This window comes from Pseudoalteromonas sp. NZS11_1 (genome assembly GCF_015864275.1).
GTDB lineage: Bacteria > Pseudomonadota > Gammaproteobacteria > Enterobacterales > Alteromonadaceae > Pseudoalteromonas > Pseudoalteromonas arctica.
On record NZ_JADYXK010000003.1, the window covers coordinates 89,287 to 104,637 of the forward strand.

The 15,351-nt window shown below is 41.1% G+C and carries 11 protein-coding genes; 4 read left to right on the forward strand and 7 right to left on the reverse strand.

Annotated features, from left to right (window positions below; all coding sequences use genetic code 11):
* Positions 1 to 175: 175 nt before the first annotated feature.
* Positions 176 to 1,321, forward strand: a complete 1,146-nt coding sequence (locus I6F44_RS04210) for a patatin-like phospholipase family protein (RefSeq protein ID WP_007584072.1) — start codon at positions 176 to 178, stop codon at positions 1,319 to 1,321.
* A gap of 9 nt (positions 1,322 to 1,330) precedes the next feature.
* On the opposite strand, the gene I6F44_RS04215 is transcribed toward I6F44_RS04210, so the two are convergent.
* Entirely contained in the window at positions 1,331 to 3,304 is a 1,974-nt protein-coding gene (locus I6F44_RS04215; protein ID WP_197173342.1) for a monovalent cation:proton antiporter-2 (CPA2) family protein, read from the reverse strand.
* A 133-nt stretch (positions 3,305 to 3,437) separates the two neighbouring features.
* Between I6F44_RS04215 and I6F44_RS04220 the strand changes: the two genes are divergently transcribed.
* Entirely contained in the window at positions 3,438 to 4,334 is an 897-nt protein-coding gene (locus I6F44_RS04220) for a GGDEF domain-containing protein (protein WP_024590733.1), read from the forward strand.
* A 29-nt stretch (positions 4,335 to 4,363) separates the two neighbouring features.
* Here the strand turns inward: I6F44_RS04220 and I6F44_RS04225 are convergent, their stop codons facing one another.
* From I6F44_RS04225 to lpxB, 6 genes are all read right to left on the reverse strand, one after another.
* The gene (locus I6F44_RS04225) at positions 4,364 to 4,717 is read right to left on the reverse strand and encodes a hypothetical protein (protein WP_007581020.1); all 354 of its coding nucleotides are present in this window, start codon (positions 4,715 to 4,717) and stop codon (positions 4,364 to 4,366) included.
* Positions 4,718 to 6,022, reverse strand: coding sequence for a tRNA lysidine(34) synthetase TilS (gene tilS, locus I6F44_RS04230; protein WP_197173343.1), 1,305 nt, complete (start codon positions 6,020 to 6,022; stop codon positions 4,718 to 4,720).
* Positions 6,023 to 6,104: 82 nt separating this feature from the next.
* Positions 6,105 to 7,061 carry an acetyl-CoA carboxylase carboxyl transferase subunit alpha gene (gene accA / locus I6F44_RS04235; protein ID WP_007581016.1) on the reverse strand — a complete coding sequence of 319 codons (957 nt, stop codon included), beginning with the start codon at positions 7,059 to 7,061 and terminating at the stop codon, positions 6,105 to 6,107.
* A gap of 16 nt (positions 7,062 to 7,077) precedes the next feature.
* Positions 7,078 to 10,569, reverse strand: a complete 3,492-nt coding sequence (gene dnaE, locus I6F44_RS04240) for a DNA polymerase III subunit alpha (protein WP_010553736.1) — start codon at positions 10,567 to 10,569, stop codon at positions 7,078 to 7,080.
* Positions 10,570 to 10,571: 2 nt separating this feature from the next.
* Positions 10,572 to 11,174 carry a ribonuclease HII gene (gene rnhB, locus I6F44_RS04245; protein WP_010553737.1) on the reverse strand — a complete coding sequence of 201 codons (603 nt, stop codon included), beginning with the start codon at positions 11,172 to 11,174 and terminating at the stop codon, positions 10,572 to 10,574.
* A complete protein-coding gene (lpxB, locus tag I6F44_RS04250) occupies positions 11,164 to 12,321 on the reverse strand; it encodes a lipid-A-disaccharide synthase (protein ID WP_197173344.1) in 1,158 nt (385 codons plus the stop codon). Before lpxB ends, rnhB begins: the two co-directional genes overlap by 11 nt.
* Positions 12,322 to 12,622: 301 nt before the next feature.
* Between lpxB and I6F44_RS04255 the strand changes: the two genes are divergently transcribed.
* Both I6F44_RS04255 and cydB read left to right on the forward strand, forming a co-directional pair.
* Positions 12,623 to 14,206, forward strand: coding sequence for a cytochrome ubiquinol oxidase subunit I (locus I6F44_RS04255; RefSeq protein WP_010553739.1), 1,584 nt, complete (start codon positions 12,623 to 12,625; stop codon positions 14,204 to 14,206).
* Positions 14,203 to 15,342, forward strand: coding sequence for a cytochrome d ubiquinol oxidase subunit II (cydB, locus tag I6F44_RS04260; RefSeq protein ID WP_231609329.1), 1,140 nt, complete (start codon positions 14,203 to 14,205; stop codon positions 15,340 to 15,342). The genes I6F44_RS04255 and cydB overlap by 4 nt, the downstream gene beginning before the upstream one ends.
* The last annotated feature ends 9 nt before the right edge of the window (positions 15,343 to 15,351 follow it).

Below are 15,351 nucleotides of genomic sequence, written 5' to 3' on the forward strand. Positions count from 1 at the left end.
TTACACAAATACTATGACATTTTATAATACGGCAATTATAGCAAAGTAAGTTACGTACTAAATTGGGTGATTAAACAATGTAATAAGTATTAGGGCAGTTATCCTTTGATTCTTCTAGCTTAAAGACTTACAGTTAATAAATAAAGTAAAGACGTAGAACAGTTTAACCACCAATATGAAAATCAAGCAAGTTGATCCACAAAAACCTAAAATTGCCTTATTACTCACAGGTGGTGGCGCACGTGCTGCTTATCAAGTGGGTGTTCTTAAAGCGCTAGCTCATAGTATGCCTCGTACTGCTCCATTGCCATTTAGAGTAATAAATGGCACCTCTGCTGGGGCTATTAACTCAGCTGCGTTAGCATGTTACGCCTCCTGTGCGCATTTGGCTGTACGAAAGCTTGAATCAGTTTGGAAAAACTTTTCAACCTCTATGGTCTATAAAAGTGATTTTTTAAGCGTGTTTGGTCATATTGCGCGTAATATTTTAACGAGCTTTCAGTCAGAGCATATTAACCATCCACCAGCGAGCTTGCTAAACAACCGCCCTCTGCGTGGTTTATTAAACGAAATTTTAGATTTACACCGCATTGAGCGCAATTTACATCGTAATTATTTAGATGCTCTTTCAATTACGGCCTCAAGTTATACAACGGGCGACTCTGTTGCATTTTTTCAATCTAATACGCAAACATCTTGGCAGCGTGCTAAACGCGAAGGCCGTGCAACTCGTATCAATGTTGAGCACTTAATGGCATCGAGTGCCATCCCTATGGTGTTTCCAAGTGTAAATATTTATAACCATTACTTTGGGGATGGCTCTATACATCAACTTTCTCCGCTGAGTCCGTCGATTCATTTAGGCGCTGAAAAAATATTTATTATTGGGGTCGACCAACCCAAAGAATTACACCCACCGGGTTACTCGCCACATTATCCGGGTCTATCTGCTGTTGCAGGGCATTTACTCGACAGTGTATTTACCGACACTATGCAATCGGATTTGGAGCGTTTGGCTCGTGTTAACCGAACATTAGGGCTATTACCCGCTCGCGACAAACATCAAGAACTTAAACAAATAGATACCTTTGTCATTAACCCTTCGCAAAACTTTAACGCCATTGCAGCGCAGTATTACGACGATATGCCATGGGCCATTAAAGTATTGCTACGTACCATAGGTGTAAAAAAGCATTCGCAATCGAGCTTAACCAGTTACCTATTGTTTGAAAAACGCTACACCCAGCATTTAATGCAAATTGGCTATGAAGACGGTATGGCGCAGTTGCCTAAGATGCGTGAATTTTTAGAGTTAGATTAATCTAAGTCACTATTCGATTCCGTCGAGCAGATAGTGCTCTACCCGCTCAACACGCCTTGGTTTACCTTGTAATACTAAAACGTCATTAGCCAATAATGTTGTTTGCGCTGATGGCGTATCTATTTCGGCTCCTTCTCTGCGCAGTGCTTTTACGAGCACTCGCCGCTTTTCTAAATTAAGATCTTCAATTGTTTTATCCACGGCATAAGCTTGCTGAGGTAGCGCTACAACATGTAAGTATTCTAATCGTTCACTTGAGGCATCTTCGCTATCTTTAAAATACCCTGCGTAAAAGCTTTGCATTAATGGATAACGATTACGACGTTCTTTACTTACTCTACGCACAATACGCGTCATCGGTACGCCCGACATAGACAACACATGCGACACGAGCATTAAGCTCGCCTCTAATGACTCTGGCACTACTTCGGTTACGCCTAGCCCTTTTAAATAATCTAACTGGCTATCGTCACGAGTACGAATAAGTATTTTAACGTTGGGCGCTATTTGTTTTATGGCATCAATAACAACTTGTGCGTGATCAAGCTCTGTAAAAGTAATAATAACCAAGCGAGCTCGCTCTACTCCTGCGCACTTTAAAATATCTTTTTGTTTAACATAGCCAAATATAACAGGCTCACCTGCCGCTTTGCCTTCTTGTACTAAAATTGGGTTACTTTCAATGGCAACGTAGTCTATTGCTTCGGGCTTTAAAAAACGCGCTATAGTTTGCCCAACACGCGAAAAACCACAAATAACAACATGGTCACTATAAAGTGTACTACTTTGTGGCTCACTCTCCAGCGCTAAACTAGGGCGATCGAGTATACCCAAACGCTTTAAAATAAATGGCGTTTTATCAATCAAAAATGGTGTAAATGCCATTGATAACACACCAAGGGCAATTAAAAATGAAGCTTGCTCTGAGTTTAATAACTGATGCTGGCCAGCAAGTGCGATAAGTACAAAACCAAACTCCCCCATTTGCCACAGCATAATGCCACAGGCGAGCGAGTCTTGGTTTCGCTCATGCATTAGCCGCGCACTAAGTGCTACTACTGTAATTTTTAATACGAGTAACCCAAGCAATGCGCCAATAATTATTACTATATGCGCCAGTACAAATAAAATATCCAACTGCATACCCACAGTTACAAAAAACAGCCCCATTAAAATATCGCGAAATGGACGTATATCGGCCTCTAACTGATGCCTGTAATGGCTCTCACCTAACATCATTCCCGCTAAAAAAGCGCCCAATGCCATAGACAAGCCAAACATATACGTTAAAAAGCCCGCAAATAAGGCGACTAATATAGTGGTAAGCACAAACAACTCATCGGTTCGTACTTGCGCTATTTCTTTAAACACAATGGGCAATACCCATTTACCAATTGCCCAAAGAAGCACGCATACAAATGCGCCCTTACTTAGGGCAAACGCTAAAGCCCAGCCAATACTTTGAGAGTCGCTTGAGGCAAATAAAGGAAGTATTATTAATAGAGGAACAACAGCAATATCTTGAAAAAGCAGTACACCAACGGCCAATTGCCCACGGCGCTGATTAAGCTCACCCGTTTCTTTTAATAGCTTAACCACTACAGCCGTAGAAGAAAGCGCCATAATTGTACCAATGGTAAAACTGGTGAGTAGGGAAAAGTCTAAACAATATAAAATAATAATGAAGAGTAAGCTGGTTATACCTACTTGTAACGAGCCCAGCCCAAATACTAGGCTTCGCATTGCCATTAGCCGCGAGATAGAAAATTCTAACCCCAAACTAAATAACAAAAACACAATCCCAAGCTCTGCTACAAACTCTATTTCATGAGATTGCGCTAACCAACCAATACCATGACTACCGGCTAAAACCCCCGTTGCTAGGTACGCCAAAATAGGCGGCAAGCCAATGCGTTTAAAAAACCACACAAAAAGAACTGCTGCCACTAGCAAGCCAAAAATTTGAACGTTAATACTCTGCAAATTCGGCCTCACGCGTCAATTAAACCAAGGGACTTACTTTAAATATAGCAACCTTCTGTTTTTCAGCCAGTTTTAAAATATGGCACAAAAATCGCTTAGTAATTGCAAAGTAACACCCTCGGGGGAGAATTTAATGGAAAACGTCCATATTTTGACGCAGCGTGTGTCTGGTCGCGGTGATTTTTTGCCGTTTTCGGCTGAACATTCGCCAACAAATGAAATAACAGAAACACATAAACTCGTCACAGAGCTACAAACTAGCTTAGTGATTGAGGATGTTTTAGCTATATACGCAAAATTTACAAAACAATTGTTAAATTTCTCTGGTTTACAGTTTCAGTCAACACTGGGAACTACACAAACATCACAGAGTGATACAAATAGTACACCCTATATTTTTGATTTGGCGATTGGTAAAGAACACTTAGGGCAACTAATTTATTTTAGTAAATTCCCACTTGGTCAAGCCATTGAGAAAAAGCTACATACTTTGCATACTGCGCTGGTTTATCCACTTCGTAATGCGATGATGTATAGCCGAGTACTAAAGCTTGCCACAAAAGATGCGTTAACAGGCTTAAATAACCGTAGTCAGTTTAATGACTTTTTACTGCAAAAACTTGAAAACTGCCGTCGTTACCAGCGTCCATTTAGTTTAATGCTGCTTGATTTAGATAATTTTAAACAAGTTAACGACAACTTTGGCCATAAAATTGGTGACGATACACTTAAAGAGTTTTCAAAAGTACTGTGTAGCAGCATACGCGGCACTGATTCGGTATTTAGATTTGGTGGTGATGAGTTTGCTTTACTTATTGAAGACCCTGAGTTTACAACGAATAAAGTGATTGCTGAGCGGATAATGTGCTTAGTAAGAAAATCGCCTCTAATGTCTAAGTATAAAGTAACAACCAGTATTGGTTTTACTTTAGCTAACAGCCAAGACAGCGAAACTGAAATATTTGCTCGCGCCGATAAAGGCTTATATAAAGCAAAAGCATCTGGTAGAAACTGCGCAAAAGCATATTAGTCTTTACTTAACTGCATTAAATAAAAAGCCTAGCTTCCCCCGCTAGGCTTTGCACTTACCAATTTATAAATAAACAACGCGGCACAAAAACCAAAAAAGAATCCGCTAATTAAATTAAGTAATGCGGTAATAGTAGCAAGCGGTGTAAATAATACTAAAAGCAGTGGCAGGCTCACGCCTAAAATAAAAAACAATCCACCTTTACCTAACCAATAAGCTAATAAAAGCACTGCAGATACAATTCCACCCGCAACTGCATAACCTAACGTTACAATATTTAGCTCAAGTAAAATATTAGCAATAATAGCTATAACGGCCGTTATTAGCATACCCATTGGCGCTTTAGTAACTAACGACAAACCAACATGCGGCTGTTTACTCATTTATTTACACTCCCAAAAAATACCATTTTCATCAATATGCTTAGCACTTATAAAATAACCAACCACTTGAACTAATTCATCATTATAAAAAATAAGCGGCACACTGGCGCGAAGCCAGGGCGCTATTTTTGCATCTTTAAACCAATGCTTAACTGTATTACTACCAGGCTTTTTAAGTGGTTTAATGCGTGCGCTATTGCAATCAAAGCGCACTATTACTTGCTCATTAGCGTGTGGAGGTCTTACTCCAAAACCAATGCTTTTAATTAATAAGCGCCCGTCTGCAAGTTTTAGCTCTGAATGATTCAGCTCAATATCTGTTAATACTTCACTTGGTGTTACAAAATACAAATAACCTTGATGACGACGTATTTGCCCATCGAGCAAATCAATACGCATTTGTGCATCGTTTTTTGCGCACATTGCTTGATTAATAATTTGCTCGAGCTGCTTTTGCGATGGCATCACTTGTGTAAATAGTGCAAGCCACGCACGTACTATATTTGCAATGCGCGCTGCGCTGTATTCGCTTATCTGGCCAATGCAAAGTGCTTGATGCTCGTTAATACACTTATTTAAATCAAGCTGAGTATATTCATCAAGTAATGTTTGTTGCTGCTGTAGTAGCTCAATACTTCGTGCAGTGCATTGTTCAAACCCATTAAAGCGCTCAGCTAACACAGGTACTATTTTTGAGCGTAAAAAGTTACGATCAAAACTTTCATCTGTATTAGAGTCATCGGTTATGTGGCTAATACTAAACTGCGTTGCAAACGCTTCTATATCGTTGCGAGCTACATTTAACAATGGTCTAAAACATATACGCCCACTTTGCAGCAAGCGCTCTTTATACATAGAACCTAGCCCTTTTAAACCTGAGCCACGCTTTAAGCGCAATAAAAACGTTTCTACTTGGTCGTTTAAGTGTTGGCCCAGTAAAATAATGCTGCCTTGTGGGCTTAGTTCATCAAGTGCTTTATAACGGGCGTCGCGTGCTTGGGCTTCAAGACTTGTGCGCGACTGCGGCTCAATAACAACTTTCGCAGCTTCAAAAGGCACATTAAGCTCAATGCATACGTTTTTGCAAAAGTGTTGCCAGTCATCAGCATACTGGCTCAAGCCATGGTGGACATAAATAGCCGATACATTAATTGCAGGGTTATCTACTTTTAAAGTGCGCATTAAATGCAACAACACCACAGAATCAACGCCACCAGAAAGCGCCACTGTAAAAGCGGTGTTACCTTGCTCAATATAGCTATTTAATGATTTTTTTAATTGCTGATAAATTGCTGATGTATGCATATGGGCGCACTTTTATATAAAAACTCTGAACATTTTAAAGCAAAAAAGCCGCATAAGCGGCTTTTTTTAACATTTAATGTGTTTAGCAATAACCAAACGACATTAAACGTTTGTAACGTTGATCAAGCATCTCTTCAAGTGTAAGTGCTTGTAGGTCTGCTAAGTCACGTTTAAGGCGAACTTTTAAGTTACGTGCCATAGCATCGTAATTGCGGTGCGCGCCGCCTAGAGGTTCATCAATTAAGTTACTGATTAAATCTAGTTCTTTAACTCGCTCTGCGGTTACACCCATTGCTTCTGCTGCAAGTGGGGCTTTGTCGGCGCTTTTCCAAAGAATAGACGCACAACCTTCAGGCGAAATTACAGAGTAAGTGCTGTATTGCAACATGTTAACTCTGTCGCCAACACCAATCGCTAATGCACCACCTGAACCGCCTTCACCAATAACCGTACATATTGTCGGCACTTTAAGTGTCGCCATTACTTTTAAGTTACGCGCGATTGCTTCAGATTGACCACGTTCTTCAGCGCCAACACCTGGGTATGCACCCGGCGTGTCGATAAAGGTCATGATTGGCATTTTAAAACGCTCAGCCATTTCCATTAAGCGTAATGCTTTACGGTAACCTTCTGGCTTTGGCATACCAAAGTTGCGTTTAATTTTTTCAGCAGTGTCACGGCCTTTTTGTTGGCCAATAACCATGACTGGTTCGCCATCTAAACGCGCAACGCCTCCTAAAATAGCCGGATCGTTAGCAAAAGTACGATCGCCAGCAAACTCGTCAAATTCCGTGAAAATGCGCTCGATATAATCTCGAGTGTAAGGACGCAACGGATGACGTGCTAACTGTGATACTTGCCAAGCGCCTAAATTAGAAAAAATCTCCTGTTTTTGTTTGGCACTTTTTTCTTTTAATTTGCTGACTTCCTCTTCTAACTCAAGGTCTAATTCGCCAGCGCGGCTTATATTTTGTAATTCTTCAATTTTTGCTTCTAATTCTGCAATTGGAAGCTCAAAATCAAGATAATTGAGGCTCATGCTCTAAACTACCTAATCAGTTAAATTCTAGTTCTACATCTTGCGCAGCCATTAGTGATAACTTATGAATTAAGTCGTCACTTGGCGTAACACACCATTCGATCCCAAGAGTTAATTGCGCCAACGCATCTGGACGTTGGTAATAAACCTTGATCGGACACGTTCCCATTTTATAGGGTTCGAGTACTTTTTGTAATTTATCGAAGAAACCTGCCTCGACTTGCACCATGTTCAGCGTCATTTTAATCGCTTTAATACGCTTTTCACGCGCTTGAGCAATGGTGTTTATTTCTCTGGCGGTCATTGTAATACCACCGGAGAAGTTATCAAAGCTGACCTGTCCAGATATTACCAAGATATTGTTAACTTGGAGCATATCTTGGTACTTTTCAAACTCGTCTGAATACAAGCGTACATCAATCCGTGCACTCTTGTCATCTAAAGTTACTAAGGCCCAACGATTTCCTTTTTTGTTAATTAATACCCTAGAAGCAATCACCAAACCTGCGGCTGTTGCAAATACATCACGGTTCGTTGGCTGTAAATCAACTATTTTCCCGCTGGTATAATGCCTAAGCTCACGGCGGTACTGATTTATCGGATGCCCAGTTAAATAAAGGCCTAGGGTTTCTTTTTCACCATCTAACCATTCGTTATCAGTTAGGCCTGTGGCTTTAATAAAGGCTTGTTCAACCTCATCAGGCTCAGTGGCTAATAAACCAAACAAATCACTTTGCCCTAATAGCTCAGCTTTGTTGTGTTGGTCGGCTGCCCGCATTGCACTTTTTAAACTCGCTAGTAATGTAGCACGGCCAGCTTGGGTTTTTTCTGGCCCTAAATTATCGAGTGCACCTGAATAAATTAATTTTTCGGTCACGCGTTTATTTAAGCGTTTTAAATCAACTCGGGCACAAAAATCAAATAAATCTTTAAATGGGCCCCCTTTTGCACGCGCTTCTAATATTGCATCAACCGGTGCTTCACCTACGCCTTTTATCGCGCCAATGCCGTAAACAATCTCGCCTTGCAAGTTTACTGTAAACTTAAACTCACCTGCATTCACATCTGGCGGCAATAAGGTGAGCTTCATGTTTTCACATTCATCCACCAAAATAACGATTTTGTCGGTGTTATCCATATCAGCCGACATTACCGCAGCCATAAACTCTGCAGGATGATGCGTTTTCATCCACAGCGTTTGATACGAAACAAGTGCATACGCCGCCGAGTGAGATTTATTAAAACCGTAACCTGCGAACTTTTCTACCAAGTCGAAGATTTTTATTGCGAGTTCGCCGTCAATGCCGTTATTTCTTGCGCCGTCTTCAAACGTTGAACGCTGCTTTGCCATTTCTTCGGGTTTTTTCTTACCCATTGCACGACGCAGCATGTCGGCGCCACCTAGCGTGTAACCTGCTAGTACTTGCGCAATTTGCATTACTTGTTCTTGATACAAGATAATGCCGTACGTTGGATCAAGTATTGGTTTTAAGCTTTCGTGCTGATACTGCGCATCTGGGTATGAGATTTCTTCGCGGCCCAGTTTTCGGTCGATAAAGTTATCTACCATGCCTGATTGCAGCGGACCTGGTCGGAACAAGGCCACGAGTGCAATCATATCTTCAAAGCAGTCGGGCTTAAGTCGGCGTACTAAGTCTTTCATACCGCGCGACTCTAGCTGGAATACAGCAGTCGTTTCAGCGCGAAGTAGCAACTCAATACTTTTTTTATCATCCAGTGGGATGGTATTTATATCAACGAGGTCTTTACCTTGGCGCTCCATGCGCACATTGGTCATTTCGACCGCCCACTGCAATATAGTCAGTGTACGTAAACCCAAGAAATCGAACTTAACTAAGCCTGCAGTTTCTACGTCGTTTTTATCAAACTGTGTGACCGGAAACTTACCTTCGTCATCGCAATAAAGTGCAGCAAAGTCGGTAATAGTGGTTGGTGATATTACTACGCCACCCGCATGTTTACCGGCGTTACGTGTACACCCTTCTAGGATGCGACACATATCGATTAAATCTTTTACTTCGTTATCGCCATCGTAGGCTTCTTGCAAGCGCGGTTCTATATCAAACGCTTTAGCAAGTGTCATCCCAGGATCGCCGGGGATCATTTTAGAAATACGATCAACAAACCCGTAAGGGTGCCCAAGCACTCGCCCTACATCGCGTATTACCGCTTTTGCAGCCATGGTGCCAAAGGTAATAATTTGCGATACCGCATTTCGCCCATACAAAGCCGATACGTGATCAATTACTTCGTCTCGTCTATCCATACAAAAATCGACGTCGAAATCGGGCATTGATACACGTTCTGGATTCAAAAACCGCTCAAAAAGCAAGTCGAATTCAAGTGGGTCCAAATCGGTAATTTTAAGTGCGTACGCAACTAACGAACCCGCACCTGAACCACGACCAGGTCCAACAGGAATATTGTTATCTTTACTCCACTGAATAAACTCCATTACGATTAAGAAGTAACCTGGGAATCCCATTTGGTTAATTACGCCAAGCTCTATATCAAGTCGCTCATCGTATTCAACGCGTTTTACTTTTCGCTCTTCTTCGTCGGGGAATAAAAACTGCAGTCGCTCTTCAAGACCATCTTCTGAAACTTTAACTAAAAACTCATCAATCTTAAGTGAGCCAGTTGGGTAATCAGGTAAAAAGTAAGTCCCTAGCTGAACCGTTACATTACAACGTTTAGCTATTTCTACTGTGTTTTGTAGGGCTTCTGGAATGTCGCTAAACAGCTCAGCCATTTGCTCTGATGTTTTTAGGTATTGTTCTTCAGAGAACCGTTTAGGTCTGCGTTTATCGTCAAGCGTGTAGCCGTCAAAAATAGCAACGCGAATTTCGTGCGCTTCAAAGTTTTCAGGCTTTAAAAACACTACTTCGTTGGTTGCTACAACAGGTAACTGCTCTTTGGTAGCAAGCTCTACCGCCATGTGTAAGTAGTCTTCTTCAAGCGGTCGGTTAGTGCGAACAAGCTCAAGGTAGTAGTTATCGCTAAAATGCTGCTTATAAAAGCTAACTACCGACTCAATAACACTTGGATTATTTTTTAGTAACGCTTTACCTAAGTCACCATCTTTAGCGCCCGAGAGAATAATTAAGCCCGTTTTATGCTCCACCAGCCATTCTCGGTCAATCACTGGGCGATGAAACACATGCCCACGTTGATACGCTTTAGATATTAATAAGGTAATATTTTTATAGCCGTCGTTGTCTTTGGCTAATATGGTTAAGCGGCTTGGCTCGTCAGGAAATTCAGGACTACGAACCCAAAAATCCGCCCCCACAATAGGCTTAATACCGGCGTTATGCGTGGCGCCATAAAAGCGCACTAAGCCACAAAAGTTCATTTGATCGGTAATCGCAATAGCGGGCATTTGCAGCTCTTGCGCTTTAGCAACTATTGGCTTTGTTTTAGCAAGGCCGTCAACCATCGAAAAATCTGAATGAACTCTTAAATGAACAAAATCAGGAGCAGCCATGCTTAACCCTCACCATTGGCTTGCGCCAATACACGCTGCACAGGTTTAAAGCTTTTACGATGCTCATCAATCGCGCCGTACTGCTCAAGCGCTGCAAAATGTGCTTTTGTTGGATACCCTTTGTGCCCTGCAAAGCCATACTCAGGGTGGCGTTTATCAAGCTCAATCATTTCGTCATCACGTGCTACTTTAGCTAAAATAGACGCCGCTGAAATTTCTGCCACTAAGCTATCGCCTTTAACAATAGCTTGCGCTGGCATAGTGAGTTTTGGCAAACGATTACCATCTATAAATACAAATTCAGGTTGCGTACTTAATGCCTCTACTGCGCGGGTCATGGCAAGCATCGTTGCGTGCAGAATATTTAATTCATCAATCTCTGTCGGATTGCAGCGACCATAGGCGTAACACAATGCTTTTTCTTTTATTTCAATCGCAAGCGCTTGACGTTTTTTATCCGTTAATTTTTTAGAGTCCGCTAAGCCAGCAATCGGTTTAGTGGGATCTAAAATGACGGCGGCAGTAACTACATCACCAACAAGCGGGCCGCGCCCTACTTCATCTACACCGGCAATTAAGGATACATTAGGTCTATCAATTTGCATTTATTAACTCCGCCACAGCATTCGCTGCTTGTTCGCTGGCATTTAATCTAATTTTTTCGTGAATAGCTAAAAAGCGTGCTTTTAGCTCAATGTTATCTGTATTAAGCACAGGAGTAAGCGCATTTGTTAAATTAGCCACATTACACTCACTTTGTAAAAACTCAGGCACTAGCTCTTCGTCTGCTAATAAGTTAGGCAACGAAAAATACTTAATATTAAACGTAAATAAAGTTTTAAATATCCAATAGCTCAAAGGCTTTATTTTATAGCCCACTACCATTGGCTTTTTATAAAGCATACCTTCAAGTGTTGCAGTGCCCGACGCTAATAAAATAGCATCAGCAGCTTGCATCGCTAATTTTGATTGTCCATCAAGCAGGTTAACATTAAGGTTTGGCGCGGTAGCGTTTAATATATCAGTAAACTGCGCTTTGCGTTTTTCGTTAACCAATGGCACCACAACTTTAAGATTGGGGTTTTTAGCTTGCAGCTCTGCGGCTGTTTTAATGTAAGTTTCACTTAGTAAACCAACTTCTGAGCCTCGGCTACCAGGAAGTAACGCCAGTACTTTGTCATCAAGGCTTAAGCCGAGTTCTGCACGTGCTTTAGTATCGTCGTGCTCAAGTGCTATGTCGTCAGCCAAGGTATGACCCACAAATGTACATGGCACTTGGTGTTTATCGTAAAATTCTTTTTCAAATGGCAGTAACGCAAGCACTAAGTTAGTGGCTGCACTTATTGTATGAATTCGCTTTTCGCGCCACGCCCAAACAGATGGACTTACATACTGTACTGTTTTAATGCCCGCATCTTTAAGTGGCTTTTCAACGCGTAAGTTAAAATCGGGTGCATCTATACCAATAAATACATCAGGTGGGTTATCTACAAAATGCTGCACGAGTTGTTTACGTATTTTAAGCAAACGCGGCAAACGCCCTAGCACCTCAACAAGCCCCATTACCGAAAGCTCATCCATGTCGTAAAGTGTTTTACAGCCCTGCGCTTGCATTTTAGGTCCTGCTATTCCTTCAAAAATAGCGTCCGGAAAATGTTTTTTAAGGGCTTTAATTAGACCTTCACCTAAAATATCGCCCGACAGTTCACCTGCCACAATACCAATTCGTAGTTGTTTTTTATCTTTATTCATTTGATTTTATTTCACAAGTAAACCAGGCGTTCATGCTTATTAGTTTACCGTGTTTTACTGTTTGGTTAAACGCTTTAAATAACTGGTTTTTTATCACGTAAGTTAAGGCTTTATGTTGTTTGTTTTTAATACTGATGTAGCATAGGAAATATATATTAAGTTTTACTAATATGTATGTTGACAAAAATTGCACAAAAGTAAATACTATTACAAACTTTCAGTAATTACTGAAAGTTCATTAAACCTTAACTTTGCCAATTAAATGTTGCCCTGTTAATCCGTCACTCTCAAGGAGCCAATAATGATAGATGAAACCTTTGTGGATCTATCGCGATTACAGTTTGCTGTTACCGCTCTCTTTCATTTCTTATTCGTACCGTTAACGATAGGTATGACCTGGATTTTAGTTATTATGGAATCGGTTTATGTTATGACCGGTCGCGAAATTTATCGTGATATGACTAAGTTTTGGGGAAAATTGTTTGGTATTAACTTTGCAATTGGTGTGGCGACAGGCCTTACCATGGAATTTGAGTTTGGTACTAACTGGTCTTATTATTCCCATTACGTAGGTGATGTTTTTGGGGCTCCCCTGGCAATTGAAGGTTTAATGGCATTCTTTTTAGAATCGACCTTTGTAGGTATGTTCTTTTTAGGCTGGGACAGACTCTCTAAACGCCAACATTTAGGTGCAACCTTTTTAATGGCAATTGGTACTAACATGTCGGCGCTGTGGATTTTGATTGCCAACGGTTGGATGCAAAACCCAGTAGGTGCTGAATTTAACTATCAAACCATGCGCATGGAAATGACCAGCTTTGCAGAGCTTGTGTTTAACCCTGTAGCACAAGTTAAGTTTATTCATACCGTATCGGCAGGTTATGTAGCTGCATCTATGTTTGTACTGGGCATAAGTAGTTGGTACATATTAAAAGGCCGTGATTTAGCGTTTGCTAAACGTTCTTTTTCGGTCGCATCGGGCTTTGGTTTAGCATCAATTCTATGTGTAATTTTACTCGGTGACGAATCAGGTTACGAAGTAGGCGAAGTTCAAAAAGTAAAACTTGCCACGATTGAAGCTGAGTGGCACACAGAAGAGGCTCCGGCTGCGTTTACCGCATTTGGTTTTCCTGATTCAGAAGAGCAAGTAACACATGCTGCGGTTAAAATACCTTACGCACTTGGGTTAATTGCTACGCGTTCACTTGATGAGCAAGTAACGGGTATTAACGACCTAGAAAAACAACACGAAGTACGTATTCGCAACGGTATGATTGCTTATGAATACCTTACAAAACTCAGAAACGGTGAAGATACGCCAGAAAATGTTGCTAAGTTTAATACCCTAAAAGATGATTTAGGTTATGGCTTGCTACTTAAGCGCTACACACCTGATGTTGTAGATGCTACCGAAGAGCACATTCAAAAAGCCGTTAAAGACTCTTTCCCTAAAGTAGGCCCTATGTTTTGGTCATTTAGGATTATGGTTGCCTGTGGTGTAGCCATGTTGGGTGTATTTATATTGGCATTTTACTACAACGCACATCGCGTTATTGAGCAAAAACGCTGGTTGTTATGGGCTGCCGTATTGAGCATTCCACTACCTTGGATAGCTATTGAATTTGGCTGGATAGTTGCTGAGTATGGACGTCAACCTTGGGCTATATCTGAAATACTGCCGACCTTTTTAGCCACGTCGTCACTAACAGTAAACGATATTTTAATTAGCTTAACTGGATTTATTGTTTTCTATACTGGTTTAGCCATTGTTGAAGGTTGGTTGATGATCCGCTTTGTTAAGCAAGGACCAAGCTCGCTACATACTGGTAAATATCATTTTGAATTGCCAAATAAAACTGATCAAACTGAAGGAGAGCAATCATGATTTTTGATTATGAAACATTAAAAATGCTTTGGTGGTTGATCATTGGCGTGCTGCTTATTGGCTTTGCTATTACCGATGGCATGGATATGGGCGTTGCTATGTTGCTTCGCCTAGTTGGTAAAACAGATTCAGAGCGCCGTACGGTAATTAATACCATCGGTCCACACTGGGATGGTAACCAAGTATGGTTTATTACCGCAGGTGGCGCGTTATTTGCAGCGTGGCCTATGGTTTATGCAGCTGCATTTTCGGGCTTTTACTTTGCCATGATGCTAGTACTCTTTGCTTTGTTTTTTAGACCACTTGGGTTTGATTACCGCAGTAAAGTAGACTCAAAACGCTGGCGCAATAACTGGGATTGGGGCTTGCTTGCAGGCAGCGCAATTCCAGCATTAGTTTTTGGTGTTGCTTTTGGTAACTTATTTTTAGGCGTACCATTTAATATTGATAACTTAATGCGTGTTAGCTACCAAGGTTCATTTTTTGGTTTACTTAACCCGTTTGGTTTGCTTGCTGGTTTAGTGAGTATCACTATGCTAATTGCTCATGCTGGTATGTGGTTACAGCTTCGTACAGCTGATGCAGTAGCAGATCGCTCAGGGCAATATGGTCGTTATTCACTGATTGTGTTTATTATACTGTTTGCAGGCGCTGGTTTTTGGGTTGCTAATTTAACGGGTTACCAAATTGTATCTATGCCTGATACACAAAGCCATGCAGATCCATTAGCTAAAGTAGTAACAACAGCCCAAGGCGCGTGGCTTAGCAATTACAGTGAACGCCCATGGACTATGACCTTTCCTATTTTAGCGTTTGCAATGGCACTAAGTGCGCTATTGTTTTCTAAATTGAATAAACCAGCACTTGGACTTATTTCAACAAGCTTAATGTTAATTGGCGTGATTATGACGGCCGGTGTTTCACTGTTCCCATTTATTATGCCATCAAGCAACAATCCAAATATTAGCTTAACAATTTGGGATGCGGTATCGAGCCATAAAACGCTCAATGTAATGTTTGTTGCAGTGTGTATTTTTGTCCCACTTATTTTAACTTACACCACCTGGTGTTATGTAAAAATGTGGCGCAGAGTAACGGTTGAAGAAATTGAAAACAACACTCACGGTAGCTACTAAGGAGACTAA